The organism is Paenibacillus sp. ACRRX (assembly GCF_022346885.1).
GTDB lineage: Bacteria > Bacillota > Bacilli > Paenibacillales > Paenibacillaceae > Paenibacillus_B.
Genome location: NZ_JAKRNK010000002.1, coordinates 567,738 through 589,257, shown reverse-complemented (window position 1 = coordinate 589,257; position 21,520 = coordinate 567,738). Strand labels below are relative to the sequence as shown.

General features: G+C 45.5%; 19 protein-coding genes. 13 read left to right on the top strand and 6 right to left on the bottom strand.

The window, feature by feature from the left end; genetic code table 11:
- Window positions 1-38: 38 nt before the first annotated feature.
- Entirely contained in the window at window positions 39-401 is a 363-nt protein-coding gene (locus MH117_RS08095; RefSeq protein ID WP_239328173.1) for a VOC family protein, read from the bottom strand.
- A 69-nt stretch (window positions 402-470) separates the two neighbouring features.
- Window positions 471-1,043 (bottom strand): thymidine kinase, encoded by a 573-nt coding sequence (locus MH117_RS08090; RefSeq protein ID WP_239328172.1) that lies wholly within the window; start codon window positions 1,041-1,043, stop codon window positions 471-473.
- 246 nt (window positions 1,044-1,289) lie between these two features.
- Between MH117_RS08090 and MH117_RS08085 the strand changes: the two genes are divergently transcribed.
- Window positions 1,290-1,718 carry a YuzC family spore coat inner layer protein gene (locus tag MH117_RS08085; RefSeq protein ID WP_239328171.1) on the top strand — a complete coding sequence of 143 codons (429 nt, stop codon included), beginning with the start codon at window positions 1,290-1,292 and terminating at the stop codon, window positions 1,716-1,718.
- Window positions 1,719-1,827: 109 nt separating this feature from the next.
- On the opposite strand, the gene MH117_RS08080 is transcribed toward MH117_RS08085, so the two are convergent.
- On the bottom strand, window positions 1,828-2,460 hold the full coding sequence (locus MH117_RS08080) for a nitroreductase family protein (protein WP_239328170.1): 633 nt from the start codon (window positions 2,458-2,460) through the stop codon (window positions 1,828-1,830).
- Window positions 2,461-2,825: 365 nt separating this feature from the next.
- Here MH117_RS08080 and MH117_RS08075 point away from each other — a divergent pair, with 365 nt between their 5' ends.
- From MH117_RS08075 to solA, 5 genes are all read left to right on the top strand, one after another.
- Window positions 2,826-3,746, top strand: a complete 921-nt coding sequence (locus MH117_RS08075; protein ID WP_239328169.1) for a LysR family transcriptional regulator — start codon at window positions 2,826-2,828, stop codon at window positions 3,744-3,746.
- 133 nt (window positions 3,747-3,879) lie between these two features.
- Window positions 3,880-5,226 (top strand): LLM class flavin-dependent oxidoreductase, encoded by a 1,347-nt coding sequence (locus MH117_RS08070; protein WP_239328168.1) that lies wholly within the window; start codon window positions 3,880-3,882, stop codon window positions 5,224-5,226.
- Between the two features lie 34 nt (window positions 5,227-5,260).
- On the top strand, window positions 5,261-6,013 hold the full coding sequence (locus MH117_RS08065) for an amino acid ABC transporter ATP-binding protein (RefSeq protein ID WP_239328167.1): 753 nt from the start codon (window positions 5,261-5,263) through the stop codon (window positions 6,011-6,013).
- A gap of 61 nt (window positions 6,014-6,074) precedes the next feature.
- Window positions 6,075-7,271: an amidohydrolase gene (locus tag MH117_RS08060; RefSeq protein WP_239328166.1), complete on the top strand. Its 1,197-nt coding sequence runs from the start codon at window positions 6,075-6,077 to the stop codon at window positions 7,269-7,271.
- 121 nt (window positions 7,272-7,392) lie between these two features.
- Window positions 7,393-8,562 (top strand): N-methyl-L-tryptophan oxidase, encoded by a 1,170-nt coding sequence (solA, locus tag MH117_RS08055; protein ID WP_239328165.1) that lies wholly within the window; start codon window positions 7,393-7,395, stop codon window positions 8,560-8,562.
- A gap of 224 nt (window positions 8,563-8,786) precedes the next feature.
- Here the strand turns inward: solA and MH117_RS08050 are convergent, their stop codons facing one another.
- From MH117_RS08050 to MH117_RS08040, 3 genes are all read right to left on the bottom strand, one after another.
- Window positions 8,787-9,785 (bottom strand): ABC transporter substrate-binding protein, encoded by a 999-nt coding sequence (locus tag MH117_RS08050; RefSeq protein ID WP_239328164.1) that lies wholly within the window; start codon window positions 9,783-9,785, stop codon window positions 8,787-8,789.
- Between the two features lie 195 nt (window positions 9,786-9,980).
- The gene (locus MH117_RS08045; protein ID WP_239328163.1) at window positions 9,981-11,027 is read right to left on the bottom strand and encodes a FecCD family ABC transporter permease; all 1,047 of its coding nucleotides are present in this window, start codon (window positions 11,025-11,027) and stop codon (window positions 9,981-9,983) included.
- Window positions 11,020-12,030: a FecCD family ABC transporter permease gene (locus MH117_RS08040; protein ID WP_239328162.1), complete on the bottom strand. Its 1,011-nt coding sequence runs from the start codon at window positions 12,028-12,030 to the stop codon at window positions 11,020-11,022. The genes MH117_RS08045 and MH117_RS08040 overlap by 8 nt, the downstream gene beginning before the upstream one ends.
- Before the next feature lie 272 nt (window positions 12,031-12,302).
- Here MH117_RS08040 and MH117_RS08035 point away from each other — a divergent pair, with 272 nt between their 5' ends.
- The 7 genes from MH117_RS08035 to MH117_RS08005 all read left to right on the top strand — a co-directional run bounded on the left by MH117_RS08035 (window position 12,303) and on the right by MH117_RS08005 (window position 21,511).
- Complete coding sequence (locus MH117_RS08035; RefSeq protein WP_239328161.1) at window positions 12,303-14,294, top strand: IucA/IucC family protein; 1,992 nt, start codon at window positions 12,303-12,305, stop codon at window positions 14,292-14,294.
- Between the two features lie 116 nt (window positions 14,295-14,410).
- A complete protein-coding gene (locus MH117_RS08030) occupies window positions 14,411-16,342 on the top strand; it encodes an IucA/IucC family protein (RefSeq protein ID WP_239328160.1) in 1,932 nt (643 codons plus the stop codon).
- A 23-nt stretch (window positions 16,343-16,365) separates the two neighbouring features.
- Complete coding sequence (locus MH117_RS08025) at window positions 16,366-17,619, top strand: AMP-binding protein (protein ID WP_239328159.1); 1,254 nt, start codon at window positions 16,366-16,368, stop codon at window positions 17,617-17,619.
- Window positions 17,616-17,915: a phosphopantetheine-binding protein gene (locus MH117_RS08020; RefSeq protein WP_239328158.1), complete on the top strand. Its 300-nt coding sequence runs from the start codon at window positions 17,616-17,618 to the stop codon at window positions 17,913-17,915. Before MH117_RS08025 ends, MH117_RS08020 begins: the two co-directional genes overlap by 4 nt.
- Window positions 17,912-18,958 carry a DUF6005 family protein gene (locus MH117_RS08015; protein ID WP_239328157.1) on the top strand — a complete coding sequence of 349 codons (1,047 nt, stop codon included), beginning with the start codon at window positions 17,912-17,914 and terminating at the stop codon, window positions 18,956-18,958. The genes MH117_RS08020 and MH117_RS08015 overlap by 4 nt, the downstream gene beginning before the upstream one ends.
- 57 nt (window positions 18,959-19,015) lie before the next feature.
- Window positions 19,016-19,864 carry a sugar phosphate isomerase/epimerase family protein gene (locus MH117_RS08010; protein ID WP_239328156.1) on the top strand — a complete coding sequence of 283 codons (849 nt, stop codon included), beginning with the start codon at window positions 19,016-19,018 and terminating at the stop codon, window positions 19,862-19,864.
- A gap of 96 nt (window positions 19,865-19,960) precedes the next feature.
- Entirely contained in the window at window positions 19,961-21,511 is a 1,551-nt protein-coding gene (locus tag MH117_RS08005; RefSeq protein ID WP_239328155.1) for an ABC-F family ATP-binding cassette domain-containing protein, read from the top strand.
- Window positions 21,512-21,520: the final 9 nt, after the last annotated feature.

Below are 21,520 nucleotides of genomic sequence, written 5' to 3'. Positions count from 1 at the left end.
ATTTGCGCCAACTATTAGTATCCGCAAGCGGTCCCGTTTCACTGTTTGAGTAAAAAGGAGTTGCCGTCCTCATCTTGAAACGTAGTGTAAGTACCCCATTGCATTTGCTGGGGTTCACCCTGGAATACAACACCCCTTGCCTTTAACGTATCGTAGGCCGCTTGGACGTCTTCGCACAGAAACACGACAGACGGCCGTTTTTCGTGCCAATCCTCCATCAAAGCACGAGGGTAGATGACAAGGCGGCTAGCAGCACCTGCTGGCCCGACCTCAAGCCAAGTTGCGTAAGGGCCCATCGGATATTCGGCTATAACTTTGAAGCCGATCTTCTCGACCCAGAATGCCTTGGCGCGTTGTTGATCTGCTACGTATACGGCCGCTGTCGCTATATGATTAATCATGATAACACCTCTGAATAGGACAAAGTTTGCTTTACCATGAATGTACACATGAACGTATATAAATGCAAGCTATAATGAGGGTTGGGCATGACATTTGCGACAGACCGGATAATAGGTATCATTCCCACCAATAAGAATCTGTTCTCCGCTATATACAGGCTGCCCGTGCTCGTTGACACGCAAGTTCATGGTTGCTTTTCGTTCACAGAACCAGCAAATCGTCTTCATTTCCTCAATCTTATCCGCGTAAAGAAGCATATATTTACTGCCTTCAAACAGCTCATTGCGAAAATCATTTTTTAATCCAAATCCCATCACAGGTATACGAAGTTCGTCAACAATTCTGGTTAGCTGCAAAATCTGGTTTTGATTCAAAAATTGTACTTCATCAATGAGCACGCAAGATATCTTTTCCTGGCAGCTTGCCGTAAGGGCATATACGTCTGTATCCGAATAAATAGCAGTTGCTTTGGCTCGTATGCCGATCCGAGACTTGACGTAGCCTACCTCATCGCGATTATCCAACGCCGAAGTAAAAATAAGTACGGATTTATTCTGTTCTTCATAGTTATGCGCCACTTTTAAAATTTCTATGGACTTACCGCTATTCATTGCGCCGTAGCGAAAATATAATTGAGCCAACCTCAGCCACTCCGATCTGATCAATATGGTCGAAAATATATCATAGCATATTGACCCCAAAAGTGAATAATAATCAGCAGCAGAATGGTTATTTTTTTAACTGTTTGTTGTGTGATTTGCGAAGAATTTATTGATATAACTCTTATCAAATAAATAGAACGATGCTTACATCAGTGTGTCGTCACCATTGTCTGGGCGCTGTCATAGGCTGATGTAATAGCGAATGGTGTAAAGGAGACAACAAGCATGAATGCTAATTCGAAGCGTCGGGCTGGTACGGCGCAGTCTGCAACGACATCGCGTCCACTTACTAACAAGCAAGCCATGTCACCTAAGGGAACTTATCGGAGCATGTCACGTCCTGATTTGTATCTCCCTGTTAATACTGCTGTCTTTAGCTCTTCTGCAGGGTCTTCTCTAGATTTGATGCAACAGATGAATAGAGTATTACAACGTATACGAGACTCTAAGGACTATGCAGCAGAAGTGATGGATGCCGCTCAACGTGGAAATGAAAAGGAAGTAATTCGCCTGTTAAAAAGTACGCAAGTAAGCGCAGATATAAGCGTCAAGTTCACACCAGACGGACTTCACATGCGTTTTTCAAGTGGTCCTACAGAAAATTATTGCTGCATTACGGAAGTGATGCTGCGTTGGACTAGGCGGAACGAGTAACTAAAGTTATAGGAAGTGATGGCTTAAAGAGAGGGCGTAATAGAAGTAAAATATAGGCGGACCGTGTCATTTGATGACTGAACGGTCCGCCTATATGTGCTGATATGAATTAAAACGTTTCTTGGATAACGGAACGCTCCAACGGGAAACGACCAGAACCGTGAGCTGGAGAAAGCGATTTGCCAATTGTAATCAGCATGACCGGTACATAACGCTCAGGAATGTTATACGTCTCAATCAGTTGGGCGGGATTAAAGCCGCCAATTGGACATGTGTCATAACCTTTTGCTTTGGCAGCGATCATAAGCTGCATGGAAGCAAGCGAGGCGTTACGAATGGCCTCTTCGCGGCCAATCGTTGTCGAATTGGCATAGGCACGGGTTACGTTTCCTACCAAAGTATCATGTACTTCTTGTGTAATATATCCACCAGCCAGTGCAGGGCCGTATACTTCTTCTGCTACTAAGTTGGCTTCTGTGTCGCCAAGTACAACGATAACTGCCGAGCTGTCAACGATCTGCTGCTGATTGTAGGCGATTGGCAGCAGCTTTTGCTTGTTGGCCTCTTCCTGGATAACAAGGAAACGCCAGTGCTGAAGGTTCCATGAAGAAGGAGCGGAAGCGGCAAGTTCAAGAATCTCATTCAGCTCTGCTTCAGGAATAAGATGTGCAGGGTCATATTTACGTACAGAATGGCGGGAGAGCATAGCTTCCGCTGCAGTCAGGTTAGTTGGTGTGGACAAGTGTCATACATCCTTTCATATCATTCAATTATAGTATTCGCATATGAAGCTTCTTAAACACCTTGGTTATTAACTTACTAAAACATAGTAACATGAAGTAAGCAACAAATCAAAGGTAAATTAATGGGGCGTCCGGTTTGTTCTCTTATTAAAATGACACCCTTGACACTGTAATTAATCCTATGTTAAAGTAACTCCACAAGAAATACAACTAAACTTATCGGAATATACAATTATAATGGTGTGACATGCTGACCTGTCAACAGGAGGCCCCTTACTTACAAAAGGGGCCTCCTGTTGTATTATGGGCCACATTGAGAATGTTAACCGCCCGCTGGTACATCCCAAAAGAAGGGAGAATGGATATGAACATCGATCATATAGAAGCCTTCATTTACATTTCTCACTATGGCAGCTTTAATAAAGCTGCTGAGGCATTATTTCTATCGCAGCCATCGGTATCAGCACGTATCCAGACGCTGGAAAGGGAGCTGAATTGCACACTATTTAACCGCGAGAGCAGACGAGTAGAGTTGTCTGAGCAAGGTAAAATATTTCTTCCATATGCTAAGCAATTACTTCAAGTCTATGAGCGGGGCATGCAAAAGCTTCAACTGCAGACGCCTGATCGACAAGAGCTTCGGATCGGCTGCACGATATCTGTGTCCAATTATATTCTTCCCTGGCTGCTTCCTGCTATTAGAGAGCAGCACGAACATTTTCAAGCAAGATTAACAACGGAGTTGACAGATCACATCGTATTAAAAGTGCTCAATAAAGAACTGGATGTGGGCTTTGTTCGTAATATCACACATCCAAGTCTGCAGTCCGTAGCTTTCTATGAGGATCCAATCAAACTGTTTGTACCGGAACATCATCCATTTGTAGGAGAGAGCTACATCTCATTGGAAAAGCTGGCAGGACAAGAACTCGTATTTTTCGAATGCGGTTCGCTGGATTGGGTTCGTATTCATCGTTTGTTCGAATCCCTCGATTACCCGCCACGAATTGTATACCACGTTGACCATGTAGAAACGGCTAAGAAATTGGTGCTTCAAGGTTGTGGCATATGCCTATTGCCAAGTCTGTGTGTGCAAGAAGAAGTCAAGAGCGGATCGCTGCATTCTATTGCGGTTCCTGAATTGGAAGACATCTCATTACGGACTAATCTAATTTATTTAAAAGAACAACCTTCGCCATTTATTTCAACACTTCTAGAGCTCCGCAAACGTATTTGGGTAAATTCCTTTCAAACTGTATCAAGCTTATCACATCCCCTAAACTAAGATGCATAGATAACTTCTATTAATAGATCTAAATACGCTATCGTAAAAATATTTACTAATAATGTAGGATGTGTTAGATTTGCTGAAATATATCCGATAAATCCGATATGAATTATTTAAGAGGAGGGCGTTTATGCGTACAAACAGACAATTAAAGCTTGGTGTCATGCTTCATGGAGCAGGTGGTCATATTGCAGCTTGGCGGCATCCTGATTCACCAGCTGATGCCAGCGTCAATTTTGAATTTTACAAGCGAATTGCCAAAAAAGCAGAATCAGGCAAGTTTGATCTCGCCTTTGTCGCTGATGGATTGTACATTACTGAAATATCACATCCAAATTTTTTAAATAGATTTGAACCGATTACAATTTTGTCTGCGCTTGCGGACAGCACATCGCACATCGGACTTGTTGGGACGTTGTCCACCTCATACAGCGAACCTTTTACAGTCGCGAGACAGTTTGCTTCATTGGATACGATTAGCGGTGGCCGTGCTGGATGGAATGCTGTAACCTCACCGCTGGAAGGTTCAGCCTTAAATTATGGCAAGGAACAACATGCGTCACATGAGCTCCGTTACCGTATTGCAAATGAGTATATACAAGTGGCTAAAGGTTTGTGGGATTCATGGGAAGATGACGCATTTGTACGTAACAAAGTGTCGGGCAAGTTCATCGATCCCGATAAGATGCATCGACTTCATCATAAAGGAGAATTTTTCTCTGTCCAAGGCCCGCTAAATATTGCAAGATCCAAGCAAGGACAGCCAGTGGTCTTTCAAGCTGGTTCATCCGAGGCGGGCAAGGATCTAGCTGCTCGTGAGGCAGACGCCGTTTTCACGGGACATGAGACAATTGAGGAAGCAATAGGCTTTTATCAGGATGTAAAGCAGCGTGCAGCAGCCTATGGTCGCTCCCCGGACGACATTTTAATATTTCCTGGTATATCACCCATCATTGGGGACACTGAGGACGAAGCGCTTGTTAAATATGAACAGATCGCGAGTTTAGTCGATATTCAAGTCGCACTCCATTACTTAGGGCGCTTCTTTAATCATTTTGACTTCGCACAATTTCCGCTTGATGAGCCGCTTCCTGATCTGGGCAATCTTGGTTCAGAGGGCTTTAAGAGCACTTCGGACAAGATTAAGAAGATTGCAAAGGAGCAGGGACTAACGCTGCGTCAACTCGCACTTCAAGTGACAACGCCAAAAAGTGCTTTTATCGGTACGCCAAACCAAGTAGCAGATCAGATCCAACGTTGGTTCGAGGCACGTGCAGCAGACGGGTTTATCGTCTCACCTCTAGTGCTGTCACAAGGGGTCAATGACTTTGTAGATAAAGTGGTTCCGATATTACAAGATCGGGGCTTATTCCGTAAGGACTATGAATCAGACACGCTGCGTGGCAACCTTGGGTTAGGCGTGCCTGAGAATCGATACAGAGCCGCAAAAGCACAGGTAGAAGTGCATCATCGCTAGAAACAGCGGTGATTACATACGGGGGGGAGCTAACATGATTCAACTCAGGAATATTCACAAATCGTTTGGCAAGCAGAAGGTGCTGAATGGTATCGATATGACGGTACAAAAAGGTGATGTTGTTGTTATATTAGGTCCAAGTGGATCTGGAAAGACCACGCTGCTGCGTTGTGTTAATTACTTGGAGAAACCGAATGAAGGGAGTCTAACGATCGGGGACCTTACCTTGAACTGTCCTCACGCCACTAAACAAGAGGTATTGTTACTACGGCGAAAGACAGCCATGGTGTTTCAGCATTACAATTTGTTTAAACACAAGACGGTGCTGCAAAATGTGATGGAAGGGCTTGTGGTCGTGCAGAAGCAGCCTGTTGAACAAGCCAAAGCCGTGAGCGTCAGCGTTCTTGAAAAAGTAGGTCTGCTCCACAAGCAGGATGCTTATCCTAGCCAGCTGTCAGGAGGACAGCAGCAGCGAGTTGGTATTGCAAGGGCGCTTGCTCTGAATCCGGAAGTTATTTTGTTTGATGAGCCGACTTCTGCCCTTGATCCTGAACTAGTAGGTGAGGTGTTACAAGTCATTAAACGTATCGCGCGGGAAGGAATTACGATGATTGTGGTTACCCATGAAATGGGCTTCGCTCGTGACATCGCTAACCATGTCATTTTTATGGATCAAGGTGTTATTGTGGAAGAAGGCAGGCCAAATGACATTTTTCATCATCCTCAGGAAGAACGCACCAAGCAATTTCTCAAGCGGATTACACCAGAGTGGAATTATTCTATTTAGCAAGGAATAGGTTGATATTTGGAAAATAATAGAATGTTGATTGGAGGTGCCAGCGCCTACTATGGGGGAGCCGATAGATTGCCTGCATGGAGCTGATGACGAGCTGGAAGCCAAGTTAATTGCGATACGCAGGCAGCTTCATCGTTATCCAGAGCTTGCGAATGAAGAATACGAAACAACAGAAGCGATACGGGAGTGGCTGCGAAACGTTGACATCCGGCTGCTTGATTTGCCGCTTGCGACGGGGGTTGTGGCTGAGATTGGCAGACAGGAGCCTGGACCTGTCGTGGCGCTGCGTGCTGACATCGACGCGCTGCCTATTCAGGAGGCAACGGGATTATCATATGCGTCAAGCGTAGCTGGCAAAATGCACGCGTGTGGTCATGATTTCCACACAGCTTCGTTGCTTGGAGCGGCCACGTTATTAAAGCGCAAAGAAAAGGAGCTGCGGGGCTGTGTGCGCCTCTTGTTCCAGCCTGCTGAAGAGAAGGGGATTGGGGCGCAGCAGATGATCAAATGTGGTGCATTGGACGGCGTCCAGCTCATCTTTGGTATGCACAATAAGCCAGATCTGCCCGTCGGAACGATTGGGATCAGACCAGGTTCGTTGATGTCGAGTGTCAATGGACTGCGTATCGAGATCAAGGGGGTAAGCACGCATGCAGCGATACCTCATGCAGGGGTTGATCCGATTTTAGTATCTGCTCATTTAATTACCGCGCTACAAACTGTTGTAAGTCGGAATGTAAGTGCTGTGGACAGTGCGGTTATCAGCATTACGAAGATTCATGCGGGAAATACATGGAATGTAATCCCTGAGCTTGCTGTATTAGAGGGAACTGTCCGCACTTTGCAGCCAGATTCCCGGATTTTTATTCGCCAGCGGATAGAAGAAATAGCGAAAGGTATCGCAGCGACGTTTGGTGCGGAGATCAAGCTGCGCTGGACAGATGGACCACCTGCAGTTCACAATAACAAGCTTGCAGCAGATATTGCAGGCTTGGCAGCACAGCAAGCAGGATTACACGTTATATTACCTGAGCCGTCAACAGCAAGTGAAGATTTTGCTTACTACCAGCAGCATGTGGCTGGTGCATTTGTATTTATGGGGACATCAGGTAATCATGAGTGGCATCACCCTGCATTTACAGTGAACGAACGTGCGATATGGAAAAGTGCACGCTACTTTGAAGCATTAGCGGAATTGGCACTGCTGAAATTGACGATTCCTGAGGCAGAAGAGATTAAGCATACTTGAGTGGGGGAGCTAGCTTTGGCGCAGCATTCGAGTGAAATAACCATTGGTGTTGCAATATAATGGAAATTAAATTGTTTAATAGTTGCTGTGAGGTAGTACACAAGGGAGAGAGGGAATCAGCATGCAATCGGGATATGACGTCATTGTTGTCGGAGCAGGATCGATGGGCATGAGTGCCGGGTATTACTTGGCAAGACGCGGTCTTAAGACGTTGATGATTGATGCGTTTGATCCACCGCATGAGCAGGGAAGCCATCATGGCGAGACTCGACTCATCCGACATGCGTATAGTGGTGATGCCTTGTATTCGGCTTGGGCGTTGAGGGCGGATGTGTTGTGGCAGGAACTTGAAGCTTTAACAGGGGAGCAGCTCCTGCTTCGATGCGGTGTACTTCATTTATCTGTAACAGGAGAAGCAGCGTTAGTGGAGAAAGCGCTGCGTGCCAAACAGCATTATATTCCATACGAAGTCATAAATGCTGAAGCCATAAGCAGGAAATGGCCGGGCATCTGTGCTGCCGATACGATGAGAGGATTATACGAGCCGAAGGCAGGCGTATTGTTTAGCGAAGCTTGTATTCGTGCTTACCGTCGACTTGCACTTGAAGCCGGAGCGCTGCTCTTGCCCTATACTAAAGTTGAACATATTCAAGTGGAGAAAGAACGGGCAAAGGGTGTTGCAGTGACAACAAATAATGGACAGTTTTTTGCTCGTCAAATGGTGATAACTACCGGTGCGTGGTATCAGATGCTGGAGCCGTTTGTGAAGCTGCCAATCCGACCCGTACGCAAAGTAATAGGCTGGTTTGAAGTGGATAACAAACTTTACGGTAGTGATTGCTTCCCGGGCTTCACAATGAGTACAGCTTCAGGTGATTATTATAGTGTACCTGACATTAACGGCAAGGGTCTCAAAATTGGCAGGCATGATGGAGGATTGCCTTGGCAGGCAAATGCTCCTTTACCGCCATTTGGCGATCACGCAGAAGATGAGGGGGATATACGTCATCTTCTGGAAACCTATATGCCCAAGGCAGCGGGAAGGCTGCTGCTGGGCGCTGTGTGCAAATATGAACTTACACCGGATGAACACTTTATTATAGATCGGCATCCGGTCTATGATAATGTTTGGTTGGCCGGTGGGTTTTCCGGGCATGGTTTTAAATTTGCGAGTGTGGTGGGTGAGACGCTGGCAGATCTGGTGGAGAAAGGGCAAACAGAATGGAAACTTGATCGGTTCCAATTAGCCAGATTCCATCAGCAGCAAGAACAAATCGCTTATTCTGATTAGGTGCAAGTTAGGTGCAATAATAAAGACATCAATTGAACGAGTATGGAATACTGCACTTTGGTTGTCGATAAACCTGTTGCTGTACTTATGCTGCGATCACATGTCTGTATTCGTACTTTGTAAGCGCAAATAGAGATTCTTATGCGTGAAATGTGACTGGACGAAATAGAAAAAGAAAAACCTTCTTGACACCATGTAGCGATGGCGCCAAGAAGGTTTTGTTGTTACATTTTGTCTGCGTAGCCAGCGATTTCATCAAGCAGCAGGTTAGCAGATTTGATGCTGCCAGACAGGTTCCAGATCACTTCATCAACTTTGAACGCTTTATTATTTTTGGCAACTCCAAGTGTTTTGTAAAGAGGATCATTCATCCATTCCTCTTGCATTTTAGTACCGGCTTTGCTTTCATCATAATCGGCATTAAAGTAGAACATGATGTCACCATCAATCAAGGACATTTGTTCTTTGGTGACAACCTCCATAAAGTTGTCCTTATCTTGGGAAGCTGGTCTTGCGAATCCGAGATCTTTCAAAATGATGCCGGAGAATGTATCTTTCTGATAAATGCGTACGGCTTTAGGCGTAAAGCGAACAACGGAAACTTTAGTGCTGAGCTTAGAGCCTGCTTTGTCTTTCACTTCAGCAACATGCTTATCATAGTTAGCGATTGCTTGATCGCCTTCTGCTTTTTTGTTTAACGCCTCAGCGTACAATGCTAAGTTAATTTTCCACTGCCCCGCCAAATCTTCTGACATAACGGTAGGAGCAATTTTATCTAATTGAGAGTAAATTTTTTCGTGACGGACTTTATTGCCGATAATGAGGTCGGGCTTCAAGCTAACGATCAGCTCCAAGTTAGGCTCGGTTTCTTCACCAAGTTCTGTGACACCGTCCATCTCAGCTTTGATATGAGGGAACCATGTCTCACCGGCCCCGGACTTCACAGCACCAACCGGTTTCACCCCTAATTCAAGCGCTACTTCAGTGCTCTCGTTGGTCAGAACAACGACCCGTTCAGGGGTACCTTTAATCTTGGCGATGCCCATGGCATGCTTTACTTCGCGTTCCGTATCAGCAGTCGCTGCTGGTGTTTCTGCAGATGTCCCTTGTGCAGCAGTTGGTTCGCTGGTTGCAGCTTTACTACCGCAGCCGGACACGAGTAAAGCAAAGATCGTACAGATAACCAATGTTACGGACAAACGAGACCCTCTTTGACGAATCATATTTGGTTATTCTCCCTTCAGTCTGTTATGCGTTCATGTTCCTATACGCATATTTTACAATGATAATCATTATCATTTTCTATTGTGGAACAACTAGTACAAGTATGTCAACAAAAATTTTCTAAAAAAGGGTTGATATATAATTAACAACATATAATTCTTTTAGTGCTAAATTAAACCAAAGTCACTATCCAGTTAGGCAGTTGAGCTGCGTCCTTTATACAGCAATAGCAGGAAAAAGGGTGCGCCAATTGCTGCCGTAAATACACCTGCCGGAATCTCAGTCGGCGAGAACACTGTTCGACCTGCCATATCCGCCACTAGCAGCAGTAAAGAGCCAATTAATGCTGATACTGGGATTAGTACGCCATGCAGCGGACCAACTAGCTTGCGGGCGATATGGGGTGCCATTAAGCCGATAAACGATATACCACCCGCAACCCCGACAGCAGCTCCAGACAGGGCGACACTAATAAACAACAGCAGCAAGCGATGGCGCTGAACGGTATTTCCTACGCCATAAGCAACCGGATCTCCTAGTAAATGCACATTGAGTACCCGTGCAAGCAGTAGAGATAAGGGCATAAAGATACAAAACCAAGGAAGTATTACCCAGACGTAATCCATCGACAAGCCATATATCGTACCTGTCATCCAGCCTAGTACCTGTGAGGCAAGATAGGCTGGACCGCTAATTAGCAGAAATGTCGTTAATGCAGACATCGCGGTCGAAAAACCGATGCCGATAAGTACGAGTCGATAAGGGGATACTCCGCCTTTCCAGGCACACAGATAATTCAGCATAGCAATGATCATGCCACCGATAATTGCGATAAAGGGTATCCAATGAATGCTCCATTGACCACCGCCGAGCGTCATAAAAGCGACGGCAGCTACGGAAGCACCACCGGTCACACCGGTTAATTCTGGCGAAGCCAATGGGTTGCGAATGACACCTTGAAGCAGCGTTCCAGATACGGCTAAAGCTGCACCGATCATAATCGCAAGCAGCGTCCGCGGCAAACGCAAGTCTAAAATGACAATGGAGTACATTTCATGATGAGCTCCAAGAAGGACAGAGATTACATCACCAAGCGGTATTTGCATGCTGCCAATCGAAATACTGATCACAGAGGTTGCAACAATGAGCATTATGAGAAGGGCAATAACACGAATTCCCCTTGACGATAGCTGGGTTGAAAATGCAGTCTTTGAACTTCGAATCGTGATTTGCTTATTCATACGTTCTCCTTCTGGCGATTGCAATTAAGAAAGGCACGCCAAGCAAAGCGGTAGTCACGCCAACGGGTACTTCCTTCGGCATAAGCAGAAATCTTGCTGCGGTGTCGGCTGATACTAGGAGAAGTGCCCCTGCTACTGCACAAAATGGGATTAGCCATTTGTGGTCATTGCCGATTAAATAACGGCAAATATGAGGGACAATGATGCCGATAAACGCAATCGGTCCAGCAAGAGCAACGGAGCTTCCAGCCAATAAAATAACAACGACCATGATCGTAATCTTGGTCAGCATAGTTCGTTGACCAAGGCCTTTGGCGACATCGTCACCGATAGCCATGACATTTAGCGGACGAAACATAAAAGCCACGATAACCCATCCTGCTAACATATAAGGCAGTACAGTAAGGAGCTCGCTCATCTCGCGGCCATATACCGCCCCAACTAACCAAAATAAAGCTTCCGTCAAGGAATCATTGTTAAGCAGCATTAATCCGGATGTAACAGAAGATGCAAAAGCCGCGATAGCCGCACCTGCAAGTGTAAGCTTAACGGGCATAAAGCCTTCTTTGCCTGCTGATCCGAGTGTAATCACCATAACGGCGGTGACGGCAGCACCTGCAAAGGCAATGTAAATCATCTGCTCAAAGGGCAAGTCCACTTTAAATACAGACAGGCTTAACACGATAAACATGACCGCTCCGGCATTAATTCCAAATACGGAAGGAGAAGCCAATGGATTTTTGGTTAGCGTTTGCATTAATGCGCCGGCAATCGCGAGGTTAGCTCCGACTACAGCGGCAATGCATGCAGCTGGAATTCGGACACCCCGCAGCACAAGATGCTCTTGTGATCCGTTAAATTGGGTGATGGAGAGCCATAACGTTTGAAGATCAAATATGTGTATGCCTAGCAACATGCTAGCTAACATACTAGAGAGCAGTGCAACGATTCCGAATCCGAGGAGTAGAAGCTTAAGGCTGCTTTTCTGGATCAGACTTACCACGCAAAAAGCTCCTTTCTTATGTATCAATGTATGAGGCAATTCGTATTAAACAGAAGAATTGTAAATAATTGCGTCTCCGTTGTCAATGAAAATGAGAATCAAACATGAATTTGTTTTAAATTATAAGTTTTTTCTCAAGATCTTCATTTAATGCTTGAAATGATAATTGCTATCACTTAAAATGAGCACGAGCGATAGTGAGAATTGTTCTCACAATATTTTTATTGGATAATGCGTCGACGCTTAATGCATGATGCAGAAGGAGCAAATACATGGTAAATGCTAAATCAGTTGCCGAGCACATGTCGATGCAGAGCCTGTTGAACTGCTATATTCGTGAGACGGGAGAGGGGACTTGGGTGGAAGGGGACCGCAGTCTGCTCAAGTTCTATCACGATATGGGAGTGCCGTTATCATCTACATCATTTTATAGGTGCTATTTACCGATACATGGGGCTGCTTGCTATATACCTGTTCGCTACCGGTCCTTGACAGGGATGCATAGCTTTCATTTTCCAGCTGTTTATCGTTTTGCACAGCAGTCACACTATATGGAGGCTGATTATGTTACGCTAACTGCACTATTAGTGAAAGAACTGACGATGACTTACGGCAGGAAAGGCAGCTATGACGAGCTTATGCTTCGCATGATTGAAAGCTGCAGGTGCATGCAGCGGTTTATTGAGGAAAGGAATCAGGACACAGAGCTTCTTTACGGCGAGAGGTTCAGCTTTATTGATTCGGAGCAATCTCTTCTGTTTGGCCATTGCGCTCATCCTACACCCAAGAGCCGTCAAGGCATCATCGATAGGCAAGTACCCCTCTACTCCCCTGAATTAGGAGGAAAATTTCAACTTCATTATTTCGAAGCACCTCAAGATCTAATTGAAGATCAATCTTCTTTGCCGTCATCGGCATCTGAATTGATACGTAACTGCTTACTTGGCGATGCCGCCGCTGAATCTAGTGCTGCAGAATTGCTGGAGCTGGATACTGCCAAGTGTCTGCTGCCGGTGCATCCTTTGCAAGCCGAGTGGCTCATGCAGCAGCAGGACGTAATCGAACGTATCCACAGCGGGCAGCTCGCTTATTTAGGACCGCTTGGACCTCATTATTATGCCACTTCATCCTTGAGAACGGTATACCACCCTGACAGAGCATATATGTTCAAATTATCATTTCCAGTGAAAGTAACAAATTCGATGCGAATTAACAAAGTAAAAGAATTGCCTAGTGGTGTTGAGATGAATCAACTGATGAATACGGAGCTTGGGGAGTTATTAAGAACGAATTTTCCACAATTTTGTATGATTGGTGATCCAGCCTCTATTACGCTAAAGCCACAGTATGAGGAGCAAATTGGCGCTGATGATTCTTCGCTGCTTGAAGAAGCTGTACGCAGAAAGGACATCGGTGTTAACTGCAGTTCAGGCAAGGGAGCAAAGAAGCTGCGGATGGAAGCATGTGGGGAAACTGGCTTTGAAGTTGTTATCAGGGCGAATCCTTTTGTTGGACAAGAAGCGGAGCAGGTAACCGTGCTGGCCTCCCTTGTACAAGAGCCCCTCCCAGATAGGCAGTCTAGACTATCTCGAATCATTCATCGTTTAGCGGAAGAAGAGCGCCGCACGGTGCGTGAGGTGAGTCTGGATTGGTTTGCGCGATATTTAAACATCTCGTTGAAGCCGATGGTCTGGTTGTACGTCGAACACGGGATCGCTTTAGAAGCACATCAGCAGAACAGTTTAGTCAAGATCCAGGATGGATACCCAACACAATATTATTATCGGGATAATCAAGGCTTTTATTATGTCGAATCCCAGAAAATGAAGCTGCAGCAGCTTGTTCCTGGTCTAGGCGAGAAGAGTCGTAATTGGTATTCTGATCAACTCGTAGAAGACAGATTCCGGTATTATGTCATCGTTAACCATATTTTTGGCCTGATTAACAGTTTCGGTCGTGATAATTTGGCAGGTGAGCATGAGCTTCTCAGCGTGTTGCGTGATGAGTTGTCGGCTTATGTGTCTTCTGGGGATGAGACTCCAAGTATTGTTAAAAAGTTATTAGAAGAAGATACAATTCCTTGCAAAGCCAACCTTATGACCCGATTCTATGACATTGATGAACTGGAGGGAATTGATGAGACCCCATCCGTATACATCCGCATTCTCAACCCGCTCGCATACCTTACTCGAAATCAAGTTGACATTCCCTCAGTGCAAGAATCCCTTCTGCCTGCGGAAGAAACGTTATCAGTTGCACCATAAGTACGCAGTTTATTCGTCAAAAGCTATATAGGACAACGAAGGTTGCAGCCGTATGAGCTTTTTCATGTACGAATCGATAAGTAATTGAAGTGTTAAAAGCGTTCAGGGGGACAAGCATGCGAGCACCTATTAGTAAAACATATAGGCCATTTCTTCAGCAACAACCACCGTTCATTACGCATGAAAGTAATCAAAGCGTGTTGCACACCGTTCAACGCAGAGTTATTCGTCAATTTATAGAAGCAGGACTTTATGAGGGGATGTTCCAAGTCGAGGTGCAGCCTCAAAGCATGGACAGACCAGAGCACACATCGCTATTCATTATAAAAGGGCATCCAGTAACTGCAAGGTATAAGGAGTCGGCTCAGCGTACAAGCTGTGATGCTGTTCCTGATATTACATACCGTTGCTCGGGGAGCAGGATGATGTCTTATGGACGTTATTGTCTAGACCATGGGCCTGTGATTCGGATTCAAGATGGTATCGAGGCTGAAGCATTGGATATCGAGCAATGCGTGCTTGAATTGTTGGCTCATCATAACGTGGAAGGCAGGTTGACACTTCGCTTTATTGACGAGCTCCAGCAAACCGTAATTAACGATAGTATGTGTCAGAAACGGCGCATAGAGAAAGGCATCGCATTAGCCGGGAAAAGTTATGAAGAGCTGGAAAGCGCATTAATGGAGGGTCACTTGTACCACCCGTGCTACAAATCTCGTATGGGGTGGGACGTGAATGATCATAGGGCTTACAGCCCTGAATTCAGTCCAAGCATTGAACTCATTTGGCTGGCCGTGCGTACATCGTATGTACACCTTGCAATGCCTATCGGGCATTCATATAAACAGACGTGGCAAAGTGCGATGGGACAGCAGCAATGGGATTTCCTGACCCGCATGCTGCGAGCAGCCGGACAATCTGAGAAAGAGTATGCATTTGTTCCCGTTCATCCTTGGCAATGGCATAACCAGTTATACAGAGAGGTTGAGCCACTTATAGCTCAAAAATGGGTTGTTGTATTGGGGACGACTGGCACGATCTATCGTCCGCAACAGTCATTGCGTACGCTAACCAATTATACGGATGCATTGCTACCTTATATTAAATTATCCCTTCATATGACCAATACCTCCTCGGTACGATCCATTACACCACATTCAATCGCCAGCGCTCCAGCGATATCCGCGTGGCTTCATGGAATTGTAGAGAGGGATTCATTTTTATGCCAGGAAGCAAAAGTAATCATCCTGCAAGAGTATGCCGGCTGCTACTGTCATTGGGATCGAACTTCCAATTCCGATACCGATGGGAACGATTCGATAGCTTATAAGACAGGAAGCATTTGGCGTGAAAGCCTCGTTGATAAGCTGGAAGACGGGGAGCAAGCAGCCCCTTTTCATGCCTTATTCGCGCTAGATCTGGATGGGCAATTGTATGTAAAACGCTGGTTGGAAGCATATGGTGCAGTTGAGTGGCTTAAGCAGTTAATAGAAACTTGTGTACTTCCTGTGATTCATTTGCTGGTGCAGCATGGCATAGCGCTTGAAGCCCATGGGCAGAACATGATTATAGTTCACCGTGATGGACGTCCTGTCCGTGTTGCCCTCAAGGACTTCCATGAAGGAGTCGAGTTTGTACATGCTCACCTGGCAGAACCTGAACATTGTCCGGATTTTGCTAGTCTGCACCCAGTCTATCAAAGCTGTGACCGTGATGAACATTATGAGATGAGCGACATCAACTATTTGACTGCATTAACGCATGACTGCTTGTTTGTGTTTAATCTTAGTGAGCTTGCTATCAAGCTGCAGCACGCTAATCTTATTACTGAGAAGGAGTTCTGGCGTGTGGTTGTTGATGTGATTGAGAGCCACCGTCAGCAAGACAATACGTTTAACGAGAAGTTTGCAGCTTATGATCTTTATCGAGAAGAATGCGCTGTCGAAAAGCTTGCATATCGGAGATTGGTCAATGGCAGTGAGTGGCTGCTTCATCATGTGCCGAACCCGTTACATACGGCATATACGTTAAAGATGAAATCACGGTAAATACACGTACAGGAGGAACGGTTATGTTTAGCATCAATCGAGAGTATGTGGATAGAAAGACGTATGATGAACGTATAAAAACTTATCAATCCATTGAATATCTTCAAAATCCTTCTGGATGCAGCTACGCGATTTGCATACAATCTGTGTTGGATACGATTGCCCTTGTCTTGTATTTTAAGGAACACGGGGCATCTGTCATGCTGGTGAGAGCGGACACGCCCTTACAAACTGTCATGAGATTGGCAGAAAAAGCGGGTTGCCGCATCGTTATTTATGATGAGATCGATCAGTTCCACCTTATAGCCGAGGGTGAAGTTTCTTTATCCCGTGAGGCACCTTCGCTGCTGCAGTTCAGTTCCGGCACTACGGGGGAACCGAAGCTTATAGAACGAACCTGGCAGAGCATTGACCTCGAAATAAGTTCTTATAATGAAGCCATTCAATTGGACAAGGCAGAGGTGCCTATCGTACTGTCCTCGGTTACACACTCATACGGCCTGCTGTGTGGCGTCCTGGCTGCATTCCAAAGAGGAGCAGAACCTATCATTGTCACTGCTGCCAACCCCAAATTAACACTAAGCGTGATACGGCAGCTGCCAGCGCATATCGTGTATGGAGTGCCTGCGCAGCTGCGCATGCTGGACGAGATGACAGGGAAACGGACGTTGTTCCATCGTCTGATGACATCGGGAATGCCTATTCCCCCTGGTGTATTCGACGAGTTGAGGCAGCGGACTGCATTTATGATGCAGCAATATGGCTGCTCGGAGGCAGGATGTATTAGCATCAGCAGCCAGATGGACTCACATTTGGATCTTGGCTTTGCGCTTAATCATTATCAAGTCACTGCTGGAACGGATATCGAGCATCCTGGTGAGATTGTAGTTAGGCAGTCAGAAACTATTATACATACGGCGGATCTTGGTTATATGACAACAGCAGGGGGATTACGGTACGTTTCCCGCATGGATGACGTCATTAATGTATCCGGGCTTAAAGTATTCCCGCTGGAAGTCGAGCAAATTATCCTTCAGATGCCTGGTGTTGCGGAGTCAGTTGTATTTCGCGGTATACACCCGGTGATGGGAGAACAAGTTTTATGCCACGTTGTAGCAGACTCACAGCTCACACCAGATATGATTCGGGAATGGTGCATCCAGCAGCTTCCTACCTATCAAGTGCCAGCTCACATTAGCTGTGTGAATAATATTCCTAAGTCACCCACTGGCAAAATAAGCCGCACACAATTGGAAAAGGAGGTCACGTTCAGATGAATCGTGATCAGTGCAAACAACAATTACTGGAAGTCATGCGTACCAAGCTTAACCTGCATCATATCGAAAGGCTAGAGGAGAAGATGCATCTACAAGAAGAACTGCGAATCGATTCTGTTACGCTGATTCAGTTATTGGTGTACATTGAGCTGGAGATGGGGTATGAAGTGCCTGACGAGGATATCGAACCGAGTACCTTTAAAACAGTGGAAGGGCTTATAGACTTTATAGCTACATTAGAACGAAATGATCTGCATCAGGTGAGCGTACAGTCCAACACGGAGGATAAACAATGATTAAAGTACATTGTATTGTCAGCTGCTTATGTGAAATTGTAAAACGTCGCAGCATGATTGATTATCGGCCTTTCTACTTTGGGGTGTGGGATGCGAATTTTGAGCAAACAGACCGTGGCGAGATCACTTATTATTCGGACGGCGATGATTACTCCTCTTACATGACCTGGTATGAGAAGCTGTTTGGTACAAAAGTAGTGCAGTGGTACGATCAAACTAAGACGAAGCAGGACAATGTGGCCCGTCTTCTAGAGCTTGTCGCTAACAAGCAAGAGCATCAGCATATTATTTTACAATTGGATATGTCGTTGCTGCCAGAGCGCGAGAACAAGTTTAATCAAAGTCCTTTCCCGCATTATTTAATGGTGGAACAAGCTGAAACAGAAGACGAATGGTTTGTACTGGACCCAGACTTTCGTTGGGAAGGCATTATGAAAAAGGAACGCATCCTTCAAGCAGTAGAACATAACCCGCTAGGCGGTGGTTTTGTAGTAGATGCTTCGCAATTGCGAGCTCCATCTGCGAAGGAAGTGGAAGAAATTTTTGAAGCTCATTGTCATTCTTCCTACAATGAACTGACATCAGTCCTTCGTCATCTGATTCTGACGATGGCTGAGGAGAAGAATGGCTTTACGTTATCGATGCTAACACCTGCCGTGAAGCAGATGAAAGTGATCGCTATTCGTAAGTATAGCTATGAATATGCATTTATGTATTTTAAAGATCGGCTTTATTATTCAGAGGAACGATTTGAATACTGGACGGATCGCGTGGAAGATATCGTAAAAGGACTTAATAAGATTCAATACTTGGCGATAAAAATGTCAATGTCTGGACACACGAAACTGCTGCCCTCTGTGCTGCAAACGTGTGACCTTATCGATCAAATGGAACTTGCGATTAAGCGAGAACTTGTTATGCAGTATGAGCTTTGGAAAGAAATGACCATTGATGCGGAACGCAGACTGCTTCCCTTTGGGGATTCAACTGGCGGTTTCGACCTAAATGTGAAGACTGACGTCAGGCCAACGGTACAAACATAAACCGGTTATCCAAGCAAGATACTATCGGATCAACGAGAAACTAGAGGTGGGATTTACATGAAGCTGTCCGTATGCACGATATCGTTCCGTCATCATCTGGTGGGGTTGTCCGATATCGCACGTTTTGCTCATAGCCAGGAAGCGAACGGAATTGAATTATGGGGCGTACATGCCCTTAATGAGATGGAGCAGGGAAAAGAGCACGTTTCCGAGATTATTGCTTATATGCGCTTGCATCATCTAGCTATTCCATTAATTAGTGACTACTTGGACATTAACGGTCCTATGCTTAAAGCATCCACGGTAACTCGCTGCTTTAGGCTGCTTGAAGCGGCTCATTTGTTTGGGGTGCCTTATATTCGCACGTTTGCGGGTCAGTTGCCGAGTGCATCTGTGGAGCGGGAAGAACGCAGAAGAATGGTTTCTCAACTTCGACTGCTTGCTGATGAGTGCGGCAGATACGGAAAAGGCTTATTAGTTGAGACACATCCGAATACGCTCGCGGATTCGTTGTCCTCTACGATCGAGCTGATGGAAGAAGTTAATCATGAAGGAATAGGTGTTAACTTAGACTTTCTTCATATATGGGAGGCAGGGACCGATCCCGTTGTAGCGGATAGAGCCCTAAAACAGTGGACAAGACACTATCATCTAAAAAATATTCATTCCCGCAGCCAACTTCGTATATTTGACCCACATAATGTGTACGCTTCAAGCGGCAATCGTGAGGGTATGGTCGCGCTGCGGAATGGAGAAATCCGCTATGACTATATATTAAAGGAAATTCAACATGCTGATCATTTTGCTTCATTAGAGTGGTTTGGCGATTCTCCTTATAAAGTGTTATCTGAAGATCTGGCTTGGACGCGCAATCAGCTTCACGCCTATCCGTGCCTCCCTACTTGACAACTGACTGATTCTCTAGGAAGATGTTGAGAGTTGCGCGCACTTTGAATCAAGTGGTGTGCTTGTACTCTATAGTATTAGGAGAATTAGAAACAGATGAGCTTGTTAACGGTAGAGGAATTAGGCCACAGCTACGGTGGGCGTGTATTGTTTAACGATGTATCGTTCCGGCTGTTGCCAGGTGAGCATGTTGGTTTAGTTGGTGCAAATGGAGCAGGTAAGTCCACCTTAATGAACATCCTGACAGGAAGTGTATTGAAAGACAATGGACGAGTGGATTGGACACCACGTATTCGTTACGGATATTTGGATCAGCATACGAAGCTAACGCCAGGGAAAACGATTCGTGATGTATTACGTGACGCTTTTCTGCCTTTGTTTGAGGCAGAAAAGGAAATGATTGAGATTACGGAGCAGATGGCTGATGCCGATCCTGATACATTAGAACAATTACTGGAGCGTATGGGTGAGATCCAAGAAGAACTCGATCACAGCGGCTTTTATATGATTGATGTTAAGGTGGAAGAGACGGCAAATGGGCTTGGATTAGGTGCTATCGGCCTCGACCGTGACGTTGCTTCATTAAGCGGTGGCCAGCGCACAAAGGTTCTGTTGGCGAAGTTGCTGCTTGAGCAGCCGAACGTTCTGCTGTTGGACGAGCCTACCAACTATTTGGACGTCGAACACATTGGATGGCTAACGAATTATTTGCAGAACTATCCGTATGCGTTTATGTTGATTTCTCATGATACGGAATTTATGAACAAGGTTGTTAATGTTATCTACCATCTAGAATTTGCAAAGCTGACTCGTTATTCGGCGAACTACGAGAAGTTTTTGGAGATGGCGGAAATGAACAAGAATCAGCATATCAATGCTTATGAGAAGCAGCAGGAATTTATTAAAAAGCAAGAAGATTTTATTCAACGGAACAAAGCACGCTATTCAACGTCGAGCCGAGCCAAGTCACGTGAGAAGCAATTGGATCGTTTAGAACGAATCGACAAACCGGAAGATGCGATCAAGCCAACCTTTAACTTTAAGGAGTCCCGTGCGAGTGGACGTCTTGTGGTTGAAGCTAAAGAACTGCAGGTAGGGTATGACTATGCACTGCTGCCCAAGATGAATATTACGATTGAACGTGGCGAGAAGATCGCAATCGTCGGCTGCAATGGTGTCGGCAAATCAACATTGCTGAAGACGATGCTCGGGGTTATCAAGCCCTTTGGCGGTGAGGTGTTTATGGGTGATTTTCTGTATCCGGCATACTTTGAGCAGGAAGTCAAAGCACCTAACTTGACACCAATCGATGATGTGTGGAATGAGTATCCGCATATGAATCAGCATGAGGTTCGTGCGGCCCTTGCTCGTTGCGGATTAAAGAATGAACATATTACTCGTCAGCTTAGTCACTTGAGCGGTGGTGAGCAGGCAAAGGTTCGCTTGTGCAAGCTTTTGATGCAGGAAAGCAACTGGATCGTGTTTGACGAGCCTACCAATCATTTGGATGTGCTGGCCAAAGAAGAACTGAAGCGAGCCTTAATAGCATTTAAAGGGACAGTTGTCATCGTCTGCCATGAACCAGACTTCTATGAAGGCTGGGTGTCCAAGGTTTGGGACGTGGAACAATGGTCGATGCAAAGCTAGACAAGGATA